Source organism: Rhizobium sp. GN54 (assembly GCF_021026345.1).
Taxonomy (GTDB): domain Bacteria; phylum Pseudomonadota; class Alphaproteobacteria; order Rhizobiales; family Rhizobiaceae; genus Mycoplana.
This window is the reverse complement of record NZ_JAJNCZ010000009.1, coordinates 92172-113040: the sequence shown is the minus strand read 5'-3', so window position 1 is coordinate 113040 and position 20869 is coordinate 92172. Positions and strand designations below refer to the sequence as shown.

Here is a 20869-nt window from a genome sequence, read left to right as displayed (position 1 = left end):
GCGAGCTCTGCCGGACTGCCCGCAGAATGGATCGAGTGTTGGAACCGGGGGTGGTACGCCCAACGGGAATCGAACCCGTGTTTTCGCCGTGAGAGGGCGATGTCCTGACCGCTAGACGATGGGCGCTTGCGGGTGGCTGTAATGCTGGAAAAGCAAATAGTGCAACGCTTGTCGATCTTCAAGTCCCATCACGCCGAACGCCAGGGCGATCGGCTGAGAACGGAGGAGATTCCATGCGCCTTCAAGCGATTGCCCTGGACTGTGCGGCGGATTACTTCATGAGCCGCTGAAACGGCTGACCGAAAATCTTGAGCGTCTGTTCGTAGCTCGGCGGTTTGTGCTTCAGGGTGGCGTCCCTGAAGGAGATATGGTGGATCTTCCTGGTGCGATTGTGAGGCTTGGCGGAAAACTCTGCCATGAACGGCAGGTAATGGTCGCGGACATGGGACACGTCCGCATTGTTCCGCGCGTAGAAGATATTCGACCCGCGGTGGGCGCCGCTCTTGCCTGCCTCGATCACGGAGAAGCGGTGCAGGTGTTCCGGCGGGATCTGGCCGGAATCGTCGCCGTTGTATTTGCTGAGCGACGCGAAATAGCGGGGCTGGTTCTGGAAGCGCCACAGTTCGACCTGCGGATTGATGCAGTAACATTCCTTGGCGTGGCCCATCATGGTGGACTGCAGAGCGGCGAAGCCGCCTCCGGACGAGCCCATGACGATGAACTCGGCCTCTGGCGCGATCACCGACCGGATATGGTGCAACTGCGCCCAGATTTTCTCCAGCGTCCAATCGTCCTTGCGCCCGAGATACCAGTCGATATGCAGGCCGGTCGAAGGCGCGACCGCAGGATCGCTGACGCAGACGACGGGAAACCGGCACTTCTTGGCCCATGACCAACGGTTGAACAGGGGCGTTTCCGAATGGTGCCTGCCGTTCATCGCTCCGTTGAAGAAGACCAGGATGTATCTCTTCCGTTCGTTGTTCTGGAAGAAGTAATGGCCGCATGTGCCGAAGCCTGCCTGCAGCAGTTCATCGATGCTCTGATAGGTCGGGATTACGGTTGGCTGGCTTTTCACGACGCCATCGACCTTCTTGCGCGAATCCAATTGCATTTTGTTGCTTCTCCAACCCTGCCGGCGCGGCGTCTGCGTCCCGCGCTCATATCACAACGGCCGTAGGCGTCAATCGCGCCCCACGGTACGTTATCCCTTGCTCTGCAAAGCTCCCCGCGGCCCAGTCCGCCTGCGCCGGACGTGCTCGTTGGGGCGTCGTGAACAAGGCCGCATCGGGTCATGGACGTCGTCTTCCGCGACGACGTCATGCGCCCAAGAACTGCGAACGGACACGCAAACATGGCTGTCGTTGTAGTCCTTCGATTTTCTCCGGCATAACGCGACCGATGCCGTGATATTATATGCATGCATTGCAGAGCTGCCGCCCGTCCTAGTTGGATGGCGAGCGGCAGAGGTACCGGGGGATTTTCGCATGACCAAGGATACGCTGGACATTCCGGTTCTGGTGAAGCGCCGCCTGCAGGCGCAGGTGATCGGGCCGATCCATGCGGAGATGATGGCGGTGCTGGGCCGGGAAACGGCCGACGCTATCATCGACAGTGCGGTGCGCAAGGCCGCGATTGCCGAGGGCAAGGCGTTTGCGGCGCGCGAGCCGGGCGGGGTGACCTCGATGGCGAGCTTCATCAAGCTCTATGATCTGTGGACTGCCGATTCCGCGCTCGAGGTCGAGGTTCTGGAGGCGACCGAGGAGACCTACGACTTCAACGTCACCCGATGTCGCTATGCCGAGACCTACCGGGAGATGGGGCTGGCGGAGATTGGCCACCTGATGTCGTGCAATCGCGACGGCACCTTCTGCCAGGGCTACGATCCGAACATCGAACTGGAGCGCAAGCAGACGATCATGGCCGGCGCGCCCTGCTGCACCTTCCGCTATCGGTACCGGAAGGCGGGGTGACGTTTCCCTATCTGGGCGCCTTACCTGCGATCGCGCCCTGCGATGCGCGCTGCTGGGGACGAAGCCAATCGCCCATGACCTGCGCCAAGGCATCCGGGGCCTCGAGGGGGATCATGTGCCCGGTGTTCTCGACAATCTTAAGTGACGAGCCGGCCAGCCCGTGGTGAAGCTCGATGGCTTCGGCTCTCGACCTGAGCCTGTCCTTCTCTCCGGCAATGACGAGTGCCGGACACCGGATCGAGTGCAGGTCGCCGCGTTCGTCCCGTCGGTCGAGAAGGGACTGGCGACGGAACACCTCGGCCCCGAGCCGTTGGCCCATCGCCTGGATACGCCCAATGAGGTCCATCCGCGTGACATTGTCCGGATGCAGGGAGGACGCAACGGCCGACGTGCTGAGGCCCTTGAACACTGCGCTGCCGTCCTGCGCGGCAATGGCAGCCTTTCGCTGGACCTGAACATCGCTGTCGCCCCGCGCGGAGGTGGCGATGAGAATGAGGGCAGTCACCCGTTCAGGCGCTTGCCGCGCAATCTGTCGTGCGACGTAGCCGCCCATCGAAAAACCGGTGAGGGCAAATTTCTCCGGTGCCTCGGCCAATGCGCGGCGGGCCATATCGTCCACCGTGCCATCCTGCGAGAGATCGGCGTGGCGTATGGGGCCGAATTCGGCCAATGCCGGCTCCACGTCGCGCCATAGATCGGCATCGAGCATGAAGCCCGGAATCAGGAGCATTGCCATTTGACGTGTCTTGCCAGGATGGATTGTCGCTGGTTCTGTCAGGGAAGTGGCACGCCCTAGGGGAGTCGAACCCCTCTTTTCAGAATGAAAATCTGACGTCCTAACCGATAGACGAAGGGCGCGTGCGGTGGCCGTCTTCTAGCCAGCACCCCCGTGCCGCGCAAGCCCTAAAATGATGATTCGGCGCAAATTTCCGGGGATTCTCGCACTGGGCCCGAAGCGCCTCTCGGAGATTCGCGCACGGCGGAACAGATCGCAGCCGAGCCGGCCGGAGTATAAGAAAAAAGAACGCGGAGAAGGGAAGTGGCACGCCCTAGGGGAGTCGAACCCCTCTTTTCAGAATGAAAATCTGACGTCCTAACCGATAGACGAAGGGCGCGTGCGGGGCGACTTCTACTCAGGCGCCCCGGTTTGCGCAAGGCGAAAAATGCGCGCTCCGGCAAATAATTCACAAGGCCTGTGCGGTCGTGGAAATGCGGCCTTGCGGGACAGCGCTGCCGTTGGCGTGGACGGACGGAAGGAGGTGGCACGCCCTAGGGGAGTCGAACCCCTCTTTTCAGAATGAAAATCTGACGTCCTAACCGATAGACGAAGGGCGCGTGCGGGGCGGTTTATAGTGGGCGCCTTGCGGTTGCGCAAGCGCCAAACGGGCGGGATGTCAAAAAAACGTCATCTGTCCCCGGCGAATCGCCCCGACCGAAAATCCTCTTGCAATCAATGCGTTGCGGACAGTTCTTGTTAGCCTGGTCCGGTCGCGGCGCCCAAAAGCGCCCGTCGGTGGTCCTCGGCGAAGGAGGACGGCTACTTGCGCCGGCTGCGACATTTCCAGTTCCAGTCGCGTTCCGGGCCGATGTCGATATGGACGGATTCGGTGTGGCAGTAGGTGCCGACGCCGCCGCGACCCGGCCTGCTGCGCAGGTATTCGGCGAGTTCCCACCGGCTGACGCCGGCGATCTGGATGTCGGCGGCCTCGCAGCGGGTGTGGAGCGACTGCTTTGCCCGGTTGCGCTTCATCGCGCGGACGCCGGAGGTGACGATGACCGGCTTGCCGTAGTGCTGCTCGACCGATTTCAGGACAGCCAGCAGTTCCGGCTTGAAGCAGCCGGTATTGACCTTTTCCGTCTGCAGCCAAAGCCCGTTCGGTGACAGGCGGGCCAGCCCCGCAAGCGAGGCGATCTCTGTCACGCCGTTGTCGTCCTCGTCTGGGCCGTCCTCCTCGAGCTCGGAATGGTCGACAGGAGCTGCGGTCGACAGGACGCCGGGCAGGGCGGTGGGCACCAGCGCGGCCGTCTGGCGGGCGGCCGCGGTCTCGCGGGTGAGAAGCCGCGCCTGCCGCGCCGGTGCCGGTTTGCCGGTCGGATCGGCGTTGGGTGTTTTGCGCTTGGCCGCAAACAATGCGGCGAGCGTCAGCCGCGGTTCGGAACCATCGGCCGGCTTGCCGTCGTCAGCGGTGCCGGCTGCCGTCTCCGTGGCAGGAATGTCATCGGTCACCGTCGCCGCCAGCGCGCGCTGGGCATCGTTGCCTTCGCCCTCGGCCACCAGGGCCGAGCGGACGCTGGTCGGAACGGGAACGTGGTCGGGAACGACGGACGCTTCCTCGTCGAAGGCAGGAGGTGTGCCGGGGGCGGCCGGTGAGCCCGGAATCGAGCCCGTGGTGGCGCCGCCGGCGGGAATGGCGCCTGGATTGGCCTGATAGAGATTGGTGATCGCGCGGCCGGACGGGTCCGGATCGGCGCCCGCGGGCGTATCGCCGGACGAGACCGCCGGGGCGGCGGAGGCGAAGATACTGGTCTGGTTGGCATTCACCTGGGCGGGCTGCATGACCGCATCGGCAAAGCTCGACGGCTCGGACGGATCGCTCCCGGTCGCGGAGCGCGCCGACGGACCTTCGCCCGCGACAGAACCCCGGCCGGCATTGACCATCGGGTCGCGGTAGCCGTCCACGGCTCCGTCTTCGCCGGCCTGCGCCTGCTCCTGCTGGCCCGGGGTCGCCTGCGAAAGGGCGGCGTCGTCCTCGGATTGCAGGTCGCCTGATGCCGATACGCAGCCGTTCAGGACCAGTGCGGAGACGGCCATCAGCAGCCCGTTCCGCAACCTTGTCGCATGTCTACCCATTCCGCACGTCGTCATGAGGTTCGGATCCCTGCATTTTTGCGCCGGCCGAAAGGGATCGGCCGTGCTTGTCCGCATCCGGGAAGCTCCTCGGGAAGGAATGGCCCGTCGTGGCTCCCCCGCAGGCCCGCATGGCAATGCGGGCCGCTTGCTCGAAATTCCACCGGAATGAGCCATCGGGGCGGCGCCGGGGCTCTCCTCCCTCAGGAATCATCCACCCGCCGACAGCCGCGGCATATTCCGGGCAAAAGACGGCGAAACCGTGGTGAAATTGCGCGCAGGCGTTGCAGTCGGCCGTGCCCGGGCCGTTGACCCGGGGCGACGACCGGAAGGCAGGCGCCTGCGATCGATAACGAGTGCTAAAGGGCAAGCGTTGTGCGAGGCTTACCAGCTGCCGGTGTTCGCCATGGAGGCCCAGGGTTCGGCCGGCGGCAGGCGTTCGCCCTTCTGCAGGATCTCGAACGAGATGCCGTCGGGCGAGCGCACGAAGGCCATGTGGCCGTCGCGGGGCGGCCGGTTGATCGTCACACCGTTGTCCATCAGCTTCTGGCAGAAGCCGTAGATATCGTCGACCTCGTAGGCGAGGTGGCCGAAATTGCGCCCGCCTGAATAGGTCTCCGGATCCCAGTTGTAGGTCAGTTCGATACAGGGGGCGGCGCTCGCTTTTGCCGAGGCGACGTCCTCGGGGGCTGCGAGGAAGATCAGGGTGAAGCGCCCCTTGTCGTTCTCCATCCTGCGGGTTTCGACGAAACCCATCAGGTCCCGATAGAAGCGGAGCGACTGCTCGATGTTGGTGACCCGGACCATGGTGTGTAGGTAGCGCATGCCTCAAATCCTCAGTGAACGAATGGGCGGGAAGATAGGAGATTGTCAGCCAGAGGCAAGCCTCGTGGTCTATGGAGGGTTACGGGCAAAACTTTTCGTGAAGGCTTGCCCTACCGCAATGGGACGATGTTATTCTGATTGGCAAGAATCAGTTAACCGTAATGTGACGCGTAATCGAGGGGCTGGGCAGATCATGGCGGACAGGATGTCTACGAAGGAAATCACGGAGCGTGATGACCAGGGTGGCGAGGCGGTCGACCTGATCGAGATCACCGGCGTTATCAAATGGTTCGACGTCGCCAAGGGGTTCGGGTTCATCGTGCCGGACAACGGCATGCAGGACGTGCTGGTACACGTCACCTGCCTGCGCCGGGACGGCTACCAGACGGTGCTGGAAGGCACCCGCGTGGTGGCCCTGATCCAGCGCCGCGACCGCGGTTTCCAGGCCTTCCGCATTCTTTCCATGGACCAGTCGACCGCGGTGCATCCCTCGCAGATGCCGCCGGTCAAGACGCATGTGCAGGTCACCGCGACGAGCGGGCTGGAACGGGTGCTGGTCAAGTGGTTCAACCGCACGAAGGGCTTCGGCTTCCTGACCCGCGGGGAGGGGACCGAGGACATCTTCATCCACATGGAGACGCTGCGCCGCTTCGGCCTGACGGAGCTTCGCCCGGGCCAGGTCGTGCTCGTCCGCTTCGGCGACGGCGAGAAGGGCCTGATGGCGGCCGAGATCCATCCGGACAACCCGATGCCGGGCAACCGGGCGCACTGATGGCCACGGCCGTCCGCCCGGCGCTTCGCCGCGTCCATAGCGCCCTCGTGGCGCTTTTTTTGTTGCTTGCCGGCCTGGCGCCGGCACTGGCGGAAGAGACCTTCCAGGAGGGGCAGCTTTCGATCGTCACGCAGGGCGGCGCCCGCCACGCGTTCACGGTCGAACTGGCGCTGACGCCCCGCCAGCGCGCGCAGGGGCTGATGAACCGCCGCACCATGGCGGCCGACCGCGGCATGCTCTTCTCCTTCGGCGAGACCCGCCAGGTGCTGATGTGGATGAAGAACACCTACCTGCCGCTGGATATGCTCTTCATCGACGAGGGCGGCGCGATCCGCACCATCCGCGAAAACGCCGAACCGCATTCCGAGGCGATCATCGATTCGCGCGTGCCGGTGGCCTATGTCCTCGAACTCAACGGCGGCACAGCGCGCAAGCTCGGCATCCGCACCGGTGACCGCGTCGAAAGTCCGGTGATATCGGGGGGCGGCGGGCAGCGCTGAGCGCGACGGCGGGCAGGAGCGGATTGGGGCCGGCGCCGAATCCGTGTAAGCAGGCCCCGCAGGAACGGACGGTGGAAGCGGACATGGCGGCACGGGATCGATATTCGAGGAAGCTGGAATGCTCCAAATGCGGGCGCACGGGCTTCGCGGAGGTCTCCGAGGACGACGACCCGCGGCGCAAGACCCCGGGTTTCAGGATCGACGAGATGCCGGTGGGCTTTTCCACCGAGCGCGCCTCCAGCGATCCGGCGAGGCACATGGTGCGCTGCCGCTGCGGCAACGTGTTCGCCTTCCAGCAGAAGACCTATTATGCGCCGGGCGGCGAACCGGCCCGGGGCCGTTGACGCACTATCGGCGTTTCGACCGGCATTTTCCAATCAGGCGGCAGAAAAGAGCGGACACACAGATGAACCTTCGCATTCCCCACGCGGCCCTCACGCTGGCGGCAGCCATTCTGCTTGCAGCCAATGCCCTGGCCGCCGAATTCAAGCATCCGGGCCTGATCAATTCCGCCGGACGGCTGAACGTATTGTCGCGGCTGGAGAAGGATGCCCGCTCGTCGGATCGGCGGCAGGCCTACTATGCGTCTCTCGACAAGGACAGGCGGTTTTCGGCCGACTACCAGCCGAGGCCGATGGACTATGTCGTCGTGGTGGCGCGAACCAGCAACGAATCGGAGAAGCGCTTCCGCAACGACATGGCGGCTGCCTATTTCACCGCCCTGCGCTGGGTGAAGACGGGCGACAACCGCTACCGCGCGAAATCGATCGAGATCATGAACGCCTGGGCGGACAAGTTCGTGGCCCTGACCCGCGAAAAGGGCACCAAGACCGGGCCCGGGCAGATCCCGCTGGAGGCGGCCTGGGCGATCCCGATCTGGGCAAATGCCGCCGAGATCATCCTCTACTACAAGCATCCCTACGGTGCGCCAGGGCCGGAGTGGAAGGACAAGGACGTCCGCAAGTTCCGCGCGTTCCTGGGGCGGCTGCACGAACAGCGCCAGGAGATGCGGCGCAACCGCTCGGACAACCAGGGCGTCTCTGGAGCGCTGGCGGACATGACGCTCGGGGTCTTCAACAACGACGAGCGGCTGTACAGGGCCGGTCTCAGGGAGGCGCAGCGACAGTTGCCGGAGATTGTCGCCGACGATGGCGAAGTGAAGGAGCTGCGCGACAGGGACTGCGTCCATCCGCAATATTCGCTGATCGGGCTGACCCAGGCCGCCCAGATCGAGATGAACCAGTCGGGCCGGAGCACGCTGCTGTCGATGAGGCACAAGGGCGACATCCAGCCGATCCTGATGGAAGGCATCGAATACATGTCGCGCGCCCTGACCGATGGCTCCGAGGCCCGCGATTGCCGCACCGGCAGGCTGCTCGACGGCTATGCGCCGATGGCAAAGCGCCTCTATGCCAACGACAACAAGGTGCAGGCCAAGAAGTTGAACGGCGCCATGGATCGCGTCCAGCAGCGCATGTCTGGGCTCTTCCCGGAAGGCACGGAGTTCACCCACGGCGACGACGGTTCGCAATCGGCAGGCCCGTGATTTCGGGCGCGTTCGCCGTCTGAACTAGACCTGGTTGATCGAGGGCAGGAGCGTGATCACCTCGCGCTTGTGGCGTTCGTCGAGCGGCTCGATGTTCTCGTTCCAGTAGGCTTCGGCCTCGGGCGTATCGTGCTCCCACGTCCGCGTGGCGACGTGGTCGTCGTCAATCTTCGACAGCCTGTGGCCGCCGAGCCGCATGTATTCCCGGGCCAGTTCAACTGCAGTCGCCTGTTCCATGACCATTGTCCTTTCGGTGCGACGAGAGGGAAACGGCAAAGGCGATGATAGTGCCGGAACGCGCCTTTCGCCACCACGATGACGGGCGGTCGCCGCCGATCGTTGACGTCGGCGAGAAACCGCGCATGCGCCTCTTGCAACATCCTATCCGGGGGGATAGGAAATAGACATGACGGAACACAAGCACGACACCCATCCCGAGATCGTCAAGCGGCTGCGCCGCGCCGAGGGGCACCTGAAGAGCGTGATCGCCATGATCGAGGACGGCAAGCCCTGCCTCGATCTGGCGCAGCAGCTCCATGCCGTCGAAAAGGCGATCGCCAACGCCAAGCGGACGCTGATCCAGGATCATCTCGATCATTGCCTGGAGGACGCTGTCGGATCGCTGGCGCGCGATCAGCGCCGGTCCATCGACGAGTTCAAGGCTATCACCAAATATCTCTGAGGTCAGACAATGCCCGATTTCGCCGAGTTGATCCGACAGGGGTCGGCGCACGCCTGGCTGTTCATTCCGAGCGCCGTGTTGCTGGGCGCGCTGCACGGCCTTGAGCCCGGCCATTCGAAGACGATGATGGCCGCCTTCATCGTTGCTGTCCGGGGAACCGTGGCGCAGGCGGTGCTCCTCGGCCTTGCCGCCACGGTCTCGCACACGGCCGTCGTCTGGGGCATAGCCTTTGCCGGCATGTACCTGTGGCGGGACGTCGATGCCGAGGTCTTCGAACCCTACTTCCAGCTTGTATCCGGAGCGATCATCATCGCGATCGCGCTCTGGATGCTGTGGCGGACATGGCAGGACCAGAGGCAGGCGAAATCGGCCGCCGGCATGGCGCACGACCATCATCACCACCATGACCACGCCCACCACCATCACGGGGCGCACGGCCACGATCATGACCGGCCGGACCCTGCGGCCCAGGGCGACACCCGGCGGATCGATACCGGGCACGGCGTCGTGGAACTCGCCATCTTCGAGGACGGCGTGCCTCCGGTCTTCCGGCTGCGAACCCTTGGCGGTCATGCCTGGCGCGCAGTTGACGTCACCGTCACCATCGAGCGGCCGGACGGGACGCGGCAGGATTTCCAGTTCGCCGACAGCGGCGCCTGCCTGCAATCGACGACGGAGATCGCCGAGCCGCACGCCTTCATAGCCCGCCTCTCGCTGGGGCATGGCAATCACAGCCACGACTACGACGTCTCCTTCGTCGAGGACCACGACCACGATCAGGGGCCGGACGTCGACGCGGATGGCTACCAGGATGCGCACGAGCGCGCCCATGCGAACGACATCCGCCGCAGGTTTTCCGATCGCAAGGTGACGACCTGGCAGATCGTTCTGTTCGGATTGACCGGCGGCCTCATTCCATGCCCGGCCGCGATCACGGTCCTGCTTCTCTGCCTGCAACTGCGCGAGTTCACCCTCGGCTTCGCCCTCGTCCTCTGCTTCTCGATCGGCCTTGCCATCACGCTCGTGACGGTCGGGGCGCTGGCCGCCCTCAGCGTCCGCCATGCGACGACGCGCTGGAGCTGGTTCGGCACGCTCGCCCGCAGGGCGCCCTATGTCTCCGGCCTTCTGATCGTGCTGGTCGGGCTCTATGTCGGCTTCCACGGCCTGCAGGGCCTGTCGGCGCAGGCGGAAACGGCGGCGGCGACGGAGCCGGGATGAAGCGCGCCGAAGGTCCTTTCCCTCCGCGTCGGGTGCGGTGACATGACCGCAGCAGTCGGCGCCTATCTCGGCCTCTTTCTGGCAGCCTTCCTGGCCGCGACCGTCCTTCCGGCGCAATCGGAGACCGCGCTCGTCGTCCTGATCCTGACCGGGGACTATCCCGTCGTCGCGCTCGTCACCGTTGCAAGCGTCGGAAACATCCTCGGTTCCGTCGTCAATTGGTCACTCGGGCGCGGTATAGCCCGCTTTCGGACCAGGCGCTGGTTTCCCGTTTCCGCCAAAAGCCTCGATGCGGCCGGGCGCTGGTACGGGCGGTATGGCAAGTGGTCGCTGCTGGCGAGCTGGCTGCCGGTCATCGGCGATCCGATCACGGTCGCAGCCGGCATCCTCAGGGTGCCGCTGGCGACCTTCCTGGTGCTGGTATCGGTCGCCAAGGTCGGTCGCTATGCTGTGCTTGCGCTGGCGACCGGTGCCTGGAGCTGACGGTGGTGGAGGGGAATGATTCGATGAAGATGTCTGCTGCCGTCGCCCGCGGCGCGCGTCGTGGCGAGAAGGACGGTGGAATGGCGCATGGCATCTCCTTTCGCGAGGCTTTCCATGTCTGGCTCCGCGTGGCGGCGCTGAGTTTCGGTGGGCCCGCCGGGCAGATCGCCCTGATGCACAGGATCGTCGTCGACGAGAAGAAGTGGATCGGCGAACGCCGTTTCCTGCATGCGCTGAACTATTGCATGCTGCTGCCCGGGCCGGAGGCGCAACAGCTTGCCGTCTATATCGGCTGGCTGCTGCACAGGACCGCGGGCGGCTTCGTCGCCGGTGTGCTGTTCGTGCTGCCGGGCTTCTTCGCCATCCTCGCCCTCAGCTACCTGTACGTCGCCTTTGGGAACGTCGGCGTGGTCGAAGGCATGTTCTTCGGCCTCAAGGCGGCCGTGCTCGCGGTCGTCGTCCAGGCCGCGATCCGCATCGGCAGCCGCGCGCTGCGCAGCCCCGCCATGATCGCGATCGCTGCGGTGGCCTTCGTCGCGATCTTCTTCTTCCGCATCTCCTTTCCGCTGATCATCATTGCCGCGGCCATTGCCGGCTTTGTCGGCTCGCGGTCCGGCGCGACTCTCTTCAAGCCCGGCGCCGGCGACAGGGCGGGCGCTGGCGCGGGCCTTTCCGATGACGATTCGGTGCTGGGGGAGGGCACGCCGGACCACGCCAGGCCGAACCTTCGATGGTCGCTGCGGATAAGCGCCGTGCTGCTTTTCCTGTGGCTCGGCCCCGTGGCGCTTCTCTATGTCCTTTTCGGCAGCGACGACGTGTTCACGCAGATCGGCCTGTTCTTCAGCAGGATGGCCGTTGTCACCTTCGGCGGCGCCTATGCGGCGCTCTCCTATGTCGCCCAAGAGGCGGTCCAGCACTATGGCTGGCTGAAGCCGACCGAGATGATCGACGGCCTCGGCATGGCCGAGACGACGCCGGGACCGCTGATCATGGTCCTGCAATTCGTCGGCTTCATGGGCGCCTACCGCAATCCCGGCAGCCTCGATCCGATGACCGCAGCGACGCTGGCGGCCGTGCTGGCCACTTGGGTCACCTTCCTGCCGTGCTTCCTGTGGATCTTCCTTGGCGCCCCGTTCATCGAAAGGCTGCGGGGCAATGCCGCACTCGCGGGCGCGATGTCGGCGATCACCGCGGCCGTCGTCGGCGTGATCGTCAATCTCGCGCTCTGGTTCGGCCTGCATTTCCTGTTCGCCGGAACGGACATTCTGCGGCTCGGCCCGCTATGGCTGGAACTGCCCGTCTGGTCCACCCTTTCGCTCCCCTCGCTCGCCCTCAGCGCCGCCGCAGCCCTCGCCATCTTCCGCTTCAAGCTCCCGGTCATCGCCACCATCGCCTGCTGCGCGCTCGCCGGCATGGCCTGGCACGTCGCGGGGGCGGGGCGAGGGTAGGGAGAAGGCCGGATTTAGCGGGGGATTGGCTGGGGAACCTGGATTCTCACATTATTTCAATGGCTTAGAAAAAATACCTTGATTTCCCTATATTCTCCTGCCGCGAGCGACCATGGATGCCACATTTGTGCCCTGGCTTTGGGCATCAGTCAACACGACGGGCGAGCGGCAATTATTTCCGCTTTCGGATCTCACGTTTGTGGTGCCGCAGCGATGGAGCGTGCGGCAGCTTTGCGCCTTCATCTCGGCCATAGAATCCACCCTCGCGAAGTCTCGAAAGCGGACATGCGAAGGACTGCCGAGGTAGCTTGTAGCGCGGAAAACAGGGATGGCCGCACCCCATTTCCCGTATTATCAGCGGCTTGCCAGGGCCGGCAAGGTAGCGGCACGAATCGGATGACTGTGGGAGGTCTTTAGTGACCATCCTACATCTCTGCAATTGTTTCGGACGGACGCGCGTTCGTCAAAATCGATTCCGAGCTTGTGCTTAATCATAAGCGGAATATGGTCGACGACGGGTGCCGGGAGGAGAAGCAGCCATGGAATTGAAGCGTTTGCTTTTGGGGACGGGCGCGGCACTGGCAGCAGTTTCCGGCGCGCAAGCTGCCGATGCGATCATTGCCGCCGAGCCCGAGCCGATGGAATATGTGCGCGTCTGTGACGCCTTCGGCGACGGCTACTTCTACATTCCCGGCACGGAGACCTGTCTCAAGCTCGGCGGCTATCTCCGCCTCGACGTCGAGGGTGGTGACGTCAATCCACAGAACACCTACCCCGGCGGCGGCGGTGATTCCTGGTTTACCCGCACCCGCTTCACTTTGCGTATCAGTACGGCCGCTGACACGGAGTACGGTGCGCTGAAGACCTATTCGGAAGCGGAGATCAATCGAGACGACAACACCAGCCCCAGCATCAACATGGAGAACATGTATATCGAGCTAGCAGGCTTCCGGCTCGGCTTCTCCGATACGCTCTATACGGAATTCATGGGTGATGCCGGAAACACGATCAACGACTGGTACGATGTCGACTATGGCGATTTCGGCCGCAACCAGATCCGCTATACCTACAAGAGTGGCGCGGGCTGGTCCGTTGCTGCATCGGTGGAAGACGACAGCGACGACGAACCGACCACAGATGGCGACGACAACTATATGCCGGATATGGTTGGCGCGGTCGGCTACAAGGCCGATGCCTTCGAGGCCCGTTTCGTCGGGGCGTATGTCGACCAAACCGAATCGGGCGCGTTGAAGCTCCGCCTGGACGGTACGTTTGGACCGATTTCGGTCTTCGCCATGGGCGGGTGGAACACCGATGGTGACGAGCGCAACGTCTATACCAACTGGGATGGTGACTGGGCGCTATGGGTTGGCGGAACCTATGAACTGACTGAGAAGGCAGCCATCAACATCTCGGCCAACTTCGACGAGGGTGGCGATGCCGAAGGGGCACTCAACATTGCGTACACGGTGGTGCCCGGCTTTACCGTCACGCCTGAGCTCAATTACAGAAACGACATGGATGAAAAAGACGGGCCCGAGGCGAAGAACTGGGGTGGCGTCGTGAGGTTCCAGAGGAACTTCTGAATGCCACACGGTTTTATCCACGCAATTGCCGCCGTAGATTCGAGCCGTCAATCCTATCTTCCAGGTCATTCCTGGTCACTTCCGCGCAGGCGGCGTGCCCTCAGGTGCTTTTGAACAGGAGAACGATGGAACACCTTGCGTAACCTCCACCGCACAGACAGTGCTAGATTGTGCCAGTTTGAGAATCAACTACGGCGTGCCATGCTTGAGAACTTTTAGTATAAAGCCGAATAGCCCACTCCACCAAAGAATGTATCTGTCTTTTTAGTCGAGCACGACGTACGATGCCTCGACCGAGCGTAAAGTCCACATTTCAGCGTCGATTGCCGCCAGGCATGAGATTTGGGGAGGAATGATGATGACTAATGCGGGTATCTATGCAAAATTTGTAGACCTCAGTCCTTTCGAGATCAAAGACGAACTCATCCGACTGGCCCAGGCCGACAAGTCAGGACGGGCGTATCTCAATGCAGGGCGCGGAAATCCCAACTGGATCGCGACCAAGGCGCGCGAAGCCTTCTTTCTTCTCGGCCAGTTTGCCTTGACCGAGTCCAAGCGCGTCATGTTTGACGAGGAAGCCGGCCTTGCTGGAATGCCGCCCGCCGATGGCTGCTACAAACGCCTGAAAGGATGGGTCGACCGGCGGAAGGGCGATCCGGACACGCCCGGCGCCGAGACGCTCGATGCCGCGGTCGACTTCGCCATTGCCAAGTTCTCCTTCGATCCCGACAAATTCGTCAACGAACTGACGGACTCGATCATCGGCGACCATTACCCCGTGCCGGACCGCGCGCTCGTGCACAATGAAGCGATCACGCACGAGTATCTCATGTGGGCCATGTGCGCGGGCCACCGCCCGAACGACAAATTCGACCTCTACCCGGTCGAAGGCGGCACGGCGGCGATGTGCTACATCTTCAAGGCATTGAAGAACGCCCGACTGCTCAATTCCGGCGACACCATCGCTCTGGTCACGCCGATCTTCACGCCCTACCTGGAGATGCCGCACCTTGAAGACTACGCGCTGAAACAGATCACTGTATCGGTGGAGGCCGAGGATCGCTTTCAGATCACCGACGAAGACCTCAAGCCGCTGGAGGACAAGAGCGTCAAGGCTCTCTTCATCGTCAACCCTGGCAATCCGTCGGCCGTGGCAATCGACCCGGAGAGCATGGACCGGCTGGTCAAGTTCGTGAAGTCGAAACGGCCGGACCTGATGATCCTGACGGATGACGTCTACGGCACTTTCGTGCCGAATTTCGAATCGGTCATGGGCCATCTGCCGCACAACACGATCGGGGTCTATTCCTATTCCAAGTACTTTGGGTGCACCGGCTGGCGTCTCGGCGTCGTCGCTGTCGCCCAAGACAACATTTTCGACAAGAAGATACGCGCGATGCCGGAGGCGACGCAAAAGCTGTTCGATGGCCGTTACAAGGCAATGACACCGCACCCGCGCGATCTCAAGTTCATCGACCGCATTGTCGCCGACAGCCGCGACGTCGCACTGAACCATACGGCCGGCCTGTCGCTGCCGCAGCAGGTGATGATGTCATTGTTCGGCCTTGTCGAGATGATGGACCAGGACAAGGTCTATCAGAAGGCCTGCATGGCCATCTGCCAGCGGCGGTTCGAGAAGCTGATGAACGGCATGGGGATCGAGTTCAAGGCCAGGCCCTATTTCGATCGCTACTACGGCATCATCGACTACGAATACTGGGCACGCAAATATGTGGGCGAGGAGGTGACGGACTGGGTGAAGGAGAACGTGCACCCACTCGACATCGCCTTCAAGCTTGCCGAGGACCACGGCATCGTGGTGCTCAACGGCTCGGGTTTCGACGCACCGAACTGGTCGGTCCGGGTGTCGTTCGCCAACTTGCCGGACGAGGCCTACGATTCGATCGGGCGGGCGATCCGTGCGGTGGCGCGCGGTTATCTTCAGGCATACCGCGCCGCGAAGGGCGAACTGGCCCAACCATAATCTGGACTGCCTTCGTGCCTCTTGAATGTTCCCCCTGCAGCAGGAGAACTTTGCATGTTGGAATGGTTCGCCGGAACGCTTCAAAAATATCCCGAGATCGCCATTTTCCTGTCTCTGGCGATCGGCTATTTCGTGGGCAAGTTCACCTATAAGGGGTTGGGACTTGGTGCCGTCACCTCGACCCTGCTCGCAGCCGTGATCATCGGGCAACTCGGCATCACCGTCTCGCCGAACGTCAAATCGATCTTCTTCCTGATGTTCCTTTTCGCAGTTGGTTATGGGGTCGGGCCGCAATTTGTGCGCGGCATCGCCTCGGATGGGTTGCCCCAGGCCGCCTTCTCCGTGCTCGTCTGCATCTACTGCTTGGCGATCCCGGTGAGCCTGGCAATGTTCGCCGGCTACGACGTCGGCTCTGCCGCGGGCCTTTATGCTGGTTCGCAGACGATCTCCGCGTCGATGGGACTTGCCACGGACGCCATCAATCGCCTCGGGCTACCGGCGGACCAGGCCAACACGATGCTCAATGCGATGCCGATCGCTTACGCGGTGACGTATATTTTCGGCACAGCCGGATCGGCGGTCATCCTAGCGCTCATCGGCCCAAGGTTGCTTGGAATCGACCTCGCAGCAGCCTGCAAGGATTATGAAACCCGACACAGCGCCGCCAAGGAACTCGGTGGCGCGGGTTCCGCCTGGCACCGCTTCGAACTAAGGGCCTACCGCATCAAACCGGAGGGCCGCGTCGTGGGCATGTCCGCCCAACAGGCGGAGGCGATGGTCCCGGATGCGCGCGTCTTCGTCGAGCGCATCCGCCGCGACGGTCGCATCGAGGAGGCGTCCGCCGATACGATACTCAAGGCCGGTGACGTCGTCGCCGTCGCAGGTCCGCGCGAGGTGCTGGTCGAGGTGCTCGGCCACGCGGCCGAGGAAGTGAACGACCCAGAACTGCAGAACGTCCCGGCCGAGGGTGTGGACGTCTACGTTACCAGCAAAGAGATCGACGGCAGGACGCTGGCCGAGCTTTCCAAGTCGCCAAGCGTTCGCGGCGTCTTTCTGCGCAAGATCGTGCGCGGCGCCACCGCGACGGTTATCCCCATCCTGTCGGACACAAAAATCCATCGTGGCGACATCCTGACACTTGTCGGCCGCCCGCAGGACATTGCTGCCGCCACGAAAGGCATCGGCTACCTCGACCGCGCCACCGACGTGGCGGACGTCGCCTTCATCGGCGCTGCGATCACGCTCGGCGCGATCATCGGCTCGCTGGTCCTGACGATCGGCGGTGTGCCGCTGACACTTTCCACTGCCGGCGGGGCGCTGATCTCCGGCCTCGTGTTCGGCTGGCTGCGCTCGGTACACCCGACCTTCGGGCGCATTCCGTCATCGACGGTCTGGTTCATGAATTCGGTGGGCCTCAATGTCTTCATCGCCGTGGTGGGCATCAGTGCCGGTCCGGGCTTCGTGGCAGGGCTGAAGGAGCTTGGAATAAGTCTGTTCCTCTGGGGCGTCCTTGCGACCACGCTTCCGCTGATCCTTGCGATGTACACTGGAAAGTACCTGTTCAAGTTCGACCCGGCGATCCTGTTCGGCGCCTGCGCCGGTGCCCGGACCACGACGGCGGCGCTCGGCATGATCACGGACGCTGCAAAGAGCCAGGTGCCGGCACTCGGGTATACGGTAACTTATGCCATCGGCAACACGCTACTGACGATCTGGGGGATGGTCGTCGTCATGTTGCTTGCCTGACCCGCACTTCGGAGCCGGCGCACTAAGGGCAAGATGCCTCTTCGTTGCCGGTCCTTCACCATTCCGCAATTGCATGCGGCGTGATGCCGGTGAGCCTAACAGTCCAGACGGCGGAAGAGGTCGACGTTCGTGAACTTGGCATGATCAACGATCGTGCCCGAGCCAGATCCCACGGCTTGGCTATACCGTCACCTATGCGGTCGGCAATACGCTGCTGACAATCTGGGGCATGGTACTTGTAATGATGATGACCCAGCGCCTGGCCCCGGCCGCAGTGGATTGTCTTTGAAGCTGCGCAGGGGGCAATGCCGGGGCCAAGTCTCCAAATGCTGCAGAGTCATTTTCAACCTTTGTTTTAGCCGGGGCCAAATCATCATGCGAATTGGTCGTGCGGATGGTTCATTCGGAATTGAATTGGAGCGTGCGATGCCAAGCAAGACCACACATATCGATCAATTTCTGCTCATCCATTCTTCGCGCGCCGACAACTGGCGCGACATCACGGCGCTGGCCGATGCGTGGGCCGCCAGCCACGGCGAGCGGTCCGCGCTGGAAACGGCGATCGCCGCCGTGGAGCCGGCGGAGGAGTACCACGCCTATCCGGGTGTGCGACTGCTCGCAGCCTTGAAGGAGCGCGTCGCCACCAACGACGCGGGCGGAGCGGCAAGACTTGCGCGTCGCATCTCAAACGGGCTCCTCACGCACGCCTATCGCGCGCGCCCAGGCGAGTGGGACGTCCATGACGAGATGTCGGACACCGAAGTGGCCGATATCATGCCGCCGGGAACCGGCGAAACGGGCGGTCGCCGGCCGTATTTCGAGGTCCTGTTCGTCAACAGCCAGCCGGCCGCGCGGTGGCCCGCCTTCGCCGCTGAAATCCGGCGGCTGCGCCGGCCGGAGGATGCCTTCGTCTATGAGCCCATTCTGGTCGGATCCTTCGAGGATGCGTTCTGCGCCGCCGCGTTGAACCCCGATATCATTGCGGTCGTTCTCGCCGAAGGTTTTCCCTATCGCTCGCGCCACGACGCGCCCGTGCTTCGCTCGGTGCTCGATCCGCTCGGGGAAGCCGAGGGGCCGGATGCATCGGCTCTTCGCCTGGCCCGTAGCTTGAAGCGGGTTCGTCCGGAACTCGACGTCTATCTCCTCTCCGACCGCCAGGTGGAGAAGCTTGCCGGCGATCCGGCGGCAGATGCCGTGCGACGCATCTTCTACGCGGTCGAGGAGCCGCTCGAGATGCACCTGGCCATTCTTGAAGGCGTACAGGACCGGTACGAAACGCCATTCTTCGACAATCTGAAGAAGTATGCGCGGCGTCCGATCGGTACATTTCATGCCCTGCCCATTGCCCGCGGCAAGTCGGTCTTCAAGTCCGACTGGATCCGGGACATGGGCGAATTCTATGGGCTCAACCTGTTTTTGGCGGAAAGCAGCGCTACGACGGGTGGGCTGGACAGCCTGCTGGAACCGACCGGCAACATCAAGCGCTCGCAGGAAATGGCCGCGCGTGCCTTCGGTGCCGACCATGTCTTCTTCGTGACGAACGGAACGTCCACCTCCAACAAGATGGCGGTGCAGGCGCTCCTGGCCCCCGGCGACATCGCGGTGGTCGACCGCAACTGCCACAAATCGCACCATTACGGCATGGTCCTCACGGGCGCACAGCCCTACTACGTCGAGGCATTCCCGATGACGGAATATTCGATGTACGGCGCGGTGCCGCTCGACGCCATCAAGCGCGCGCTGCTGGCGCTGAGGGCTGAGGGTCGTCTCGACCGGTTGAAATTGCTCGACCTGACCAACTGCACCTTCGACGGGCATATGTACAATGTCAGGCGCGTGATGGAGGAATGTCTCGCAATCAAGCCGGACCTTGTCTTTCTCTGGGATGAGGCGTGGTCGGGATTTGCCCGCTTCTCGCCATTCCTGCGCCCGCGCACGGCGATGGGGGCCGCCGCAGATATTGAGGAATGGCTGCGGGATCCCGCCTCGGCCGAGGCCTATGAAAAACAACGCGCGGACCTCGGCGAGGACCCCTCTGACGAGACACTGCTTGCGGCGCGGCTGATCCCTGACCCTCGCCTCGTACGACTTCGTGTCTACCAGACCAACTCCACGCACAAATCAATGTCGGCGATCCGGCAGGGCTCCATGCTGTTGGTCAAGGACGTGGATTTTCACACTGTGGAGGCGCAATTCCACGAGGCCGTGTTCACGCACGCCTCGACCAGTCCGAACCAGCAACTGATCGCCAGCCTCGACGTCGCGCGGCGGCAGATGGAGCTCGATGGCTACGGGCTGGTGATGAACGCAATCGAGATTGCGCTCAAGATCCGTCAAGCGGTGAACGAGCACGAGCTGATCTCGAAATACTTCCGTGTCCTCGGCGCCGACGAAATGATCCCGGCTGCGTATCGACAGTCAGGCTTCAAGGACTTCCTGGCCCCGGGCTCGACATGGGCAACCGCGGTCAAGGCAATGCGGGAGGACGAGTTCTATCTCGATCCCACGCGCATGACACTGGTTTGCGGAACCGCCGGTTTCGATGGAACGCAATTCAAGGGGCTGCTGGCGAACGAGTACGATATCCAGTTGAACAAAACGTCGCGCAACAGTGTGCTGCTGCAGTCGAACATCAACAACACGCGCAGTGATGTCGCCCATCTCGTCCGCGTTCTTGTCGAGATCTGCCATGGGATAGAGAAGCGCCTGGCGGACGGCGGCAAGGAGGAACGGGCCGCCTTCGCAGCGCGGGTAAAGTCGCTGATGACCGACGTGCCGGACCTTCCGAACTTCAGCCACTTCCACGAGGTGTTCCGCGGCGATGCGGGGCGCACGACGCCGGAGGGTGACATCCGCACCGCCTTCTTCAATGCGTATGATGCCTCGGTTTGCGAATACGTTCCGCTGATCGGTTCCGAATCCGACCGTCGGCTCAAGGACGGGCCGGAGATGGTCTCCGCCAACTTCGTCATTCCTTATCCGCCAGGGTTTCCGATCATGGTGCCGGGCCAGGTGCTGACACAGGAAACGATCGACTTTATGCGCAAACTGGATGTCAAGGAGATCCATGGTTACGAGAAAGCCCGTGGGCTGAAGCTGGTCAAGGCCGACGCGGTTGCAGCCAAGGCAAAACGGCGACCGGCGGCGCGAGCAACGCCGCGGTAAGCTCCCGCGCCTTCGGGTCCTGCTCGCGCGCTGTCGCTGCCACGGCAAATTTGCGGGGCGGGAAGACGAGCCGCGCGCGCATGGCCCATTTCATAG

General features: G+C 63.0%; 18 protein-coding genes and 4 tRNA genes. 13 read left to right on the top strand and 9 right to left on the bottom strand.

From position 1 onward, the window contains the following. Positions 1-51: 51 nt before the first annotated feature. Both LQK81_RS20900 and LQK81_RS20895 read right to left on the bottom strand, forming a co-directional pair. Positions 52-126 (bottom strand) — tRNA-Glu (locus LQK81_RS20900). A 145-nt stretch (positions 127-271) separates the two neighbouring features. After that, positions 272-1111, bottom strand: a complete 840-nt coding sequence (locus LQK81_RS20895; RefSeq protein WP_230808316.1) for a hypothetical protein — start codon at positions 1109-1111, stop codon at positions 272-274. A gap of 373 nt (positions 1112-1484) precedes the next feature. Between LQK81_RS20895 and LQK81_RS20890 the strand changes: the two genes are divergently transcribed. Next, a complete protein-coding gene (locus LQK81_RS20890; RefSeq protein ID WP_230808315.1) occupies positions 1485-1970 on the top strand; it encodes an L-2-amino-thiazoline-4-carboxylic acid hydrolase in 486 nt (161 codons plus the stop codon). 7 nt (positions 1971-1977) lie between these two features. On the opposite strand, the gene LQK81_RS20885 is transcribed toward LQK81_RS20890, so the two are convergent. The 6 genes from LQK81_RS20885 to LQK81_RS20860 form a co-directional block, all read right to left on the bottom strand. Continuing rightward, a complete protein-coding gene (locus LQK81_RS20885) occupies positions 1978-2706 on the bottom strand; it encodes an alpha/beta fold hydrolase (protein WP_230808314.1) in 729 nt (242 codons plus the stop codon). 47 nt (positions 2707-2753) lie between these two features. Continuing rightward, positions 2754-2828: transfer RNA gene (locus tag LQK81_RS20880), tRNA-Glu, on the bottom strand. A 182-nt stretch (positions 2829-3010) separates the two neighbouring features. Then, positions 3011-3085: transfer RNA gene (locus LQK81_RS20875), tRNA-Glu, on the bottom strand. Between the two features lie 145 nt (positions 3086-3230). Continuing rightward, positions 3231-3305 (bottom strand) — tRNA-Glu (locus LQK81_RS20870). 202 nt (positions 3306-3507) lie between these two features. After that, positions 3508-4782 (bottom strand): YcbK family protein, encoded by a 1275-nt coding sequence (locus LQK81_RS20865; protein WP_230808313.1) that lies wholly within the window; start codon positions 4780-4782, stop codon positions 3508-3510. 420 nt (positions 4783-5202) lie between these two features. Continuing rightward, the gene (locus LQK81_RS20860; RefSeq protein ID WP_230808312.1) at positions 5203-5643 is read right to left on the bottom strand and encodes a VOC family protein; all 441 of its coding nucleotides are present in this window, start codon (positions 5641-5643) and stop codon (positions 5203-5205) included. Positions 5644-5836: 193 nt separating this feature from the next. Here LQK81_RS20860 and LQK81_RS20855 point away from each other — a divergent pair, with 193 nt between their 5' ends. The 4 genes from LQK81_RS20855 to LQK81_RS20840 all read left to right on the top strand — a co-directional run bounded on the left by LQK81_RS20855 (position 5837) and on the right by LQK81_RS20840 (position 8461). Next, entirely contained in the window at positions 5837-6415 is a 579-nt protein-coding gene (locus LQK81_RS20855) for a cold-shock protein (protein ID WP_183808218.1), read from the top strand. Then, the gene (locus LQK81_RS20850; protein ID WP_230808311.1) at positions 6415-6915 is read left to right on the top strand and encodes a DUF192 domain-containing protein; all 501 of its coding nucleotides are present in this window, start codon (positions 6415-6417) and stop codon (positions 6913-6915) included. The genes LQK81_RS20855 and LQK81_RS20850 overlap by 1 nt, the downstream gene beginning before the upstream one ends. An 83-nt stretch (positions 6916-6998) precedes the next feature. After that, complete coding sequence (locus LQK81_RS20845; RefSeq protein WP_230808310.1) at positions 6999-7259, top strand: hypothetical protein; 261 nt, start codon at positions 6999-7001, stop codon at positions 7257-7259. A 62-nt stretch (positions 7260-7321) separates the two neighbouring features. Further along, complete coding sequence (locus LQK81_RS20840) at positions 7322-8461, top strand: alginate lyase family protein (protein WP_230808309.1); 1140 nt, start codon at positions 7322-7324, stop codon at positions 8459-8461. 24 nt (positions 8462-8485) lie between these two features. Here the strand turns inward: LQK81_RS20840 and LQK81_RS20835 are convergent, their stop codons facing one another. Next, the gene (locus LQK81_RS20835; RefSeq protein ID WP_230808308.1) at positions 8486-8698 is read right to left on the bottom strand and encodes a hypothetical protein; all 213 of its coding nucleotides are present in this window, start codon (positions 8696-8698) and stop codon (positions 8486-8488) included. Positions 8699-8867: 169 nt separating this feature from the next. Between LQK81_RS20835 and LQK81_RS20830 the strand changes: the two genes are divergently transcribed. The 8 genes from LQK81_RS20830 (at position 8868) to LQK81_RS20795 (ending at position 20773) form a co-directional block, all read left to right on the top strand. After that, on the top strand, positions 8868-9143 hold the full coding sequence (locus LQK81_RS20830; protein WP_230808307.1) for a metal-sensing transcriptional repressor: 276 nt from the start codon (positions 8868-8870) through the stop codon (positions 9141-9143). Positions 9144-9152: 9 nt separating this feature from the next. Next, on the top strand, positions 9153-10361 hold the full coding sequence (locus LQK81_RS20825) for a nickel/cobalt efflux transporter (RefSeq protein ID WP_230808306.1): 1209 nt from the start codon (positions 9153-9155) through the stop codon (positions 10359-10361). Between the two features lie 42 nt (positions 10362-10403). Next, positions 10404-10844 (top strand): YqaA family protein, encoded by a 441-nt coding sequence (locus tag LQK81_RS20820; RefSeq protein WP_230808305.1) that lies wholly within the window; start codon positions 10404-10406, stop codon positions 10842-10844. A gap of 29 nt (positions 10845-10873) precedes the next feature. Beyond that, on the top strand, positions 10874-12292 hold the full coding sequence (chrA, locus tag LQK81_RS20815; protein WP_230808387.1) for a chromate efflux transporter: 1419 nt from the start codon (positions 10874-10876) through the stop codon (positions 12290-12292). Between the two features lie 539 nt (positions 12293-12831). Next, entirely contained in the window at positions 12832-13878 is a 1047-nt protein-coding gene (locus LQK81_RS20810; protein WP_230808304.1) for a porin, read from the top strand. Positions 13879-14236: 358 nt separating this feature from the next. Then, positions 14237-15862, top strand: a complete 1626-nt coding sequence (locus LQK81_RS20805) for a bifunctional aspartate transaminase/aspartate 4-decarboxylase (RefSeq protein WP_230808303.1) — start codon at positions 14237-14239, stop codon at positions 15860-15862. 54 nt (positions 15863-15916) lie between these two features. Continuing rightward, positions 15917-17608, top strand: a complete 1692-nt coding sequence (gene aspT, locus LQK81_RS20800; RefSeq protein ID WP_230808302.1) for an aspartate-alanine antiporter — start codon at positions 15917-15919, stop codon at positions 17606-17608. Positions 17609-18034: 426 nt separating this feature from the next. Further along, on the top strand, positions 18035-20773 hold the full coding sequence (locus LQK81_RS20795) for a decarboxylase (RefSeq protein WP_230808301.1): 2739 nt from the start codon (positions 18035-18037) through the stop codon (positions 20771-20773). Positions 20774-20869: the final 96 nt, after the last annotated feature.

Coding starts and splice junctions, on each gene's coding strand:
- LQK81_RS20895 (WP_230808316.1), bottom strand. CDS start 1,111: ATGCAATTGGATTCGCGCAAGAAGGTCGATGGCGTCGTGAAAAGCCAG.
- LQK81_RS20890 (WP_230808315.1), top strand. CDS start 1,485: ATGACCAAGGATACGCTGGACATTCCGGTTCTGGTGAAGCGCCGCCTG.
- LQK81_RS20885 (WP_230808314.1), bottom strand. CDS start 2,706: ATGGCAATGCTCCTGATTCCGGGCTTCATGCTCGATGCCGATCTATGG.
- LQK81_RS20865 (WP_230808313.1), bottom strand. CDS start 4,782: ATGGCCGTCTCCGCACTGGTCCTGAACGGCTGCGTATCGGCATCAGGC.
- LQK81_RS20860 (WP_230808312.1), bottom strand. CDS start 5,643: ATGCGCTACCTACACACCATGGTCCGGGTCACCAACATCGAGCAGTCG.
- LQK81_RS20855 (WP_183808218.1), top strand. CDS start 5,837: ATGGCGGACAGGATGTCTACGAAGGAAATCACGGAGCGTGATGACCAG.
- LQK81_RS20850 (WP_230808311.1), top strand. CDS start 6,415: ATGGCCACGGCCGTCCGCCCGGCGCTTCGCCGCGTCCATAGCGCCCTC.
- LQK81_RS20845 (WP_230808310.1), top strand. CDS start 6,999: ATGGCGGCACGGGATCGATATTCGAGGAAGCTGGAATGCTCCAAATGC.
- LQK81_RS20840 (WP_230808309.1), top strand. CDS start 7,322: ATGAACCTTCGCATTCCCCACGCGGCCCTCACGCTGGCGGCAGCCATT.
- LQK81_RS20835 (WP_230808308.1), bottom strand. CDS start 8,698: ATGGAACAGGCGACTGCAGTTGAACTGGCCCGGGAATACATGCGGCTC.
- LQK81_RS20830 (WP_230808307.1), top strand. CDS start 8,868: ATGACGGAACACAAGCACGACACCCATCCCGAGATCGTCAAGCGGCTG.
- LQK81_RS20825 (WP_230808306.1), top strand. CDS start 9,153: ATGCCCGATTTCGCCGAGTTGATCCGACAGGGGTCGGCGCACGCCTGG.
- LQK81_RS20820 (WP_230808305.1), top strand. CDS start 10,404: ATGACCGCAGCAGTCGGCGCCTATCTCGGCCTCTTTCTGGCAGCCTTC.
- chrA (WP_230808387.1), top strand. CDS start 10,874: ATGTCTGCTGCCGTCGCCCGCGGCGCGCGTCGTGGCGAGAAGGACGGT.
- LQK81_RS20810 (WP_230808304.1), top strand. CDS start 12,832: ATGGAATTGAAGCGTTTGCTTTTGGGGACGGGCGCGGCACTGGCAGCA.
- LQK81_RS20805 (WP_230808303.1), top strand. CDS start 14,237: ATGACTAATGCGGGTATCTATGCAAAATTTGTAGACCTCAGTCCTTTC.
- aspT (WP_230808302.1), top strand. CDS start 15,917: ATGTTGGAATGGTTCGCCGGAACGCTTCAAAAATATCCCGAGATCGCC.
- LQK81_RS20795 (WP_230808301.1), top strand. CDS start 18,035: ATGCCAAGCAAGACCACACATATCGATCAATTTCTGCTCATCCATTCT.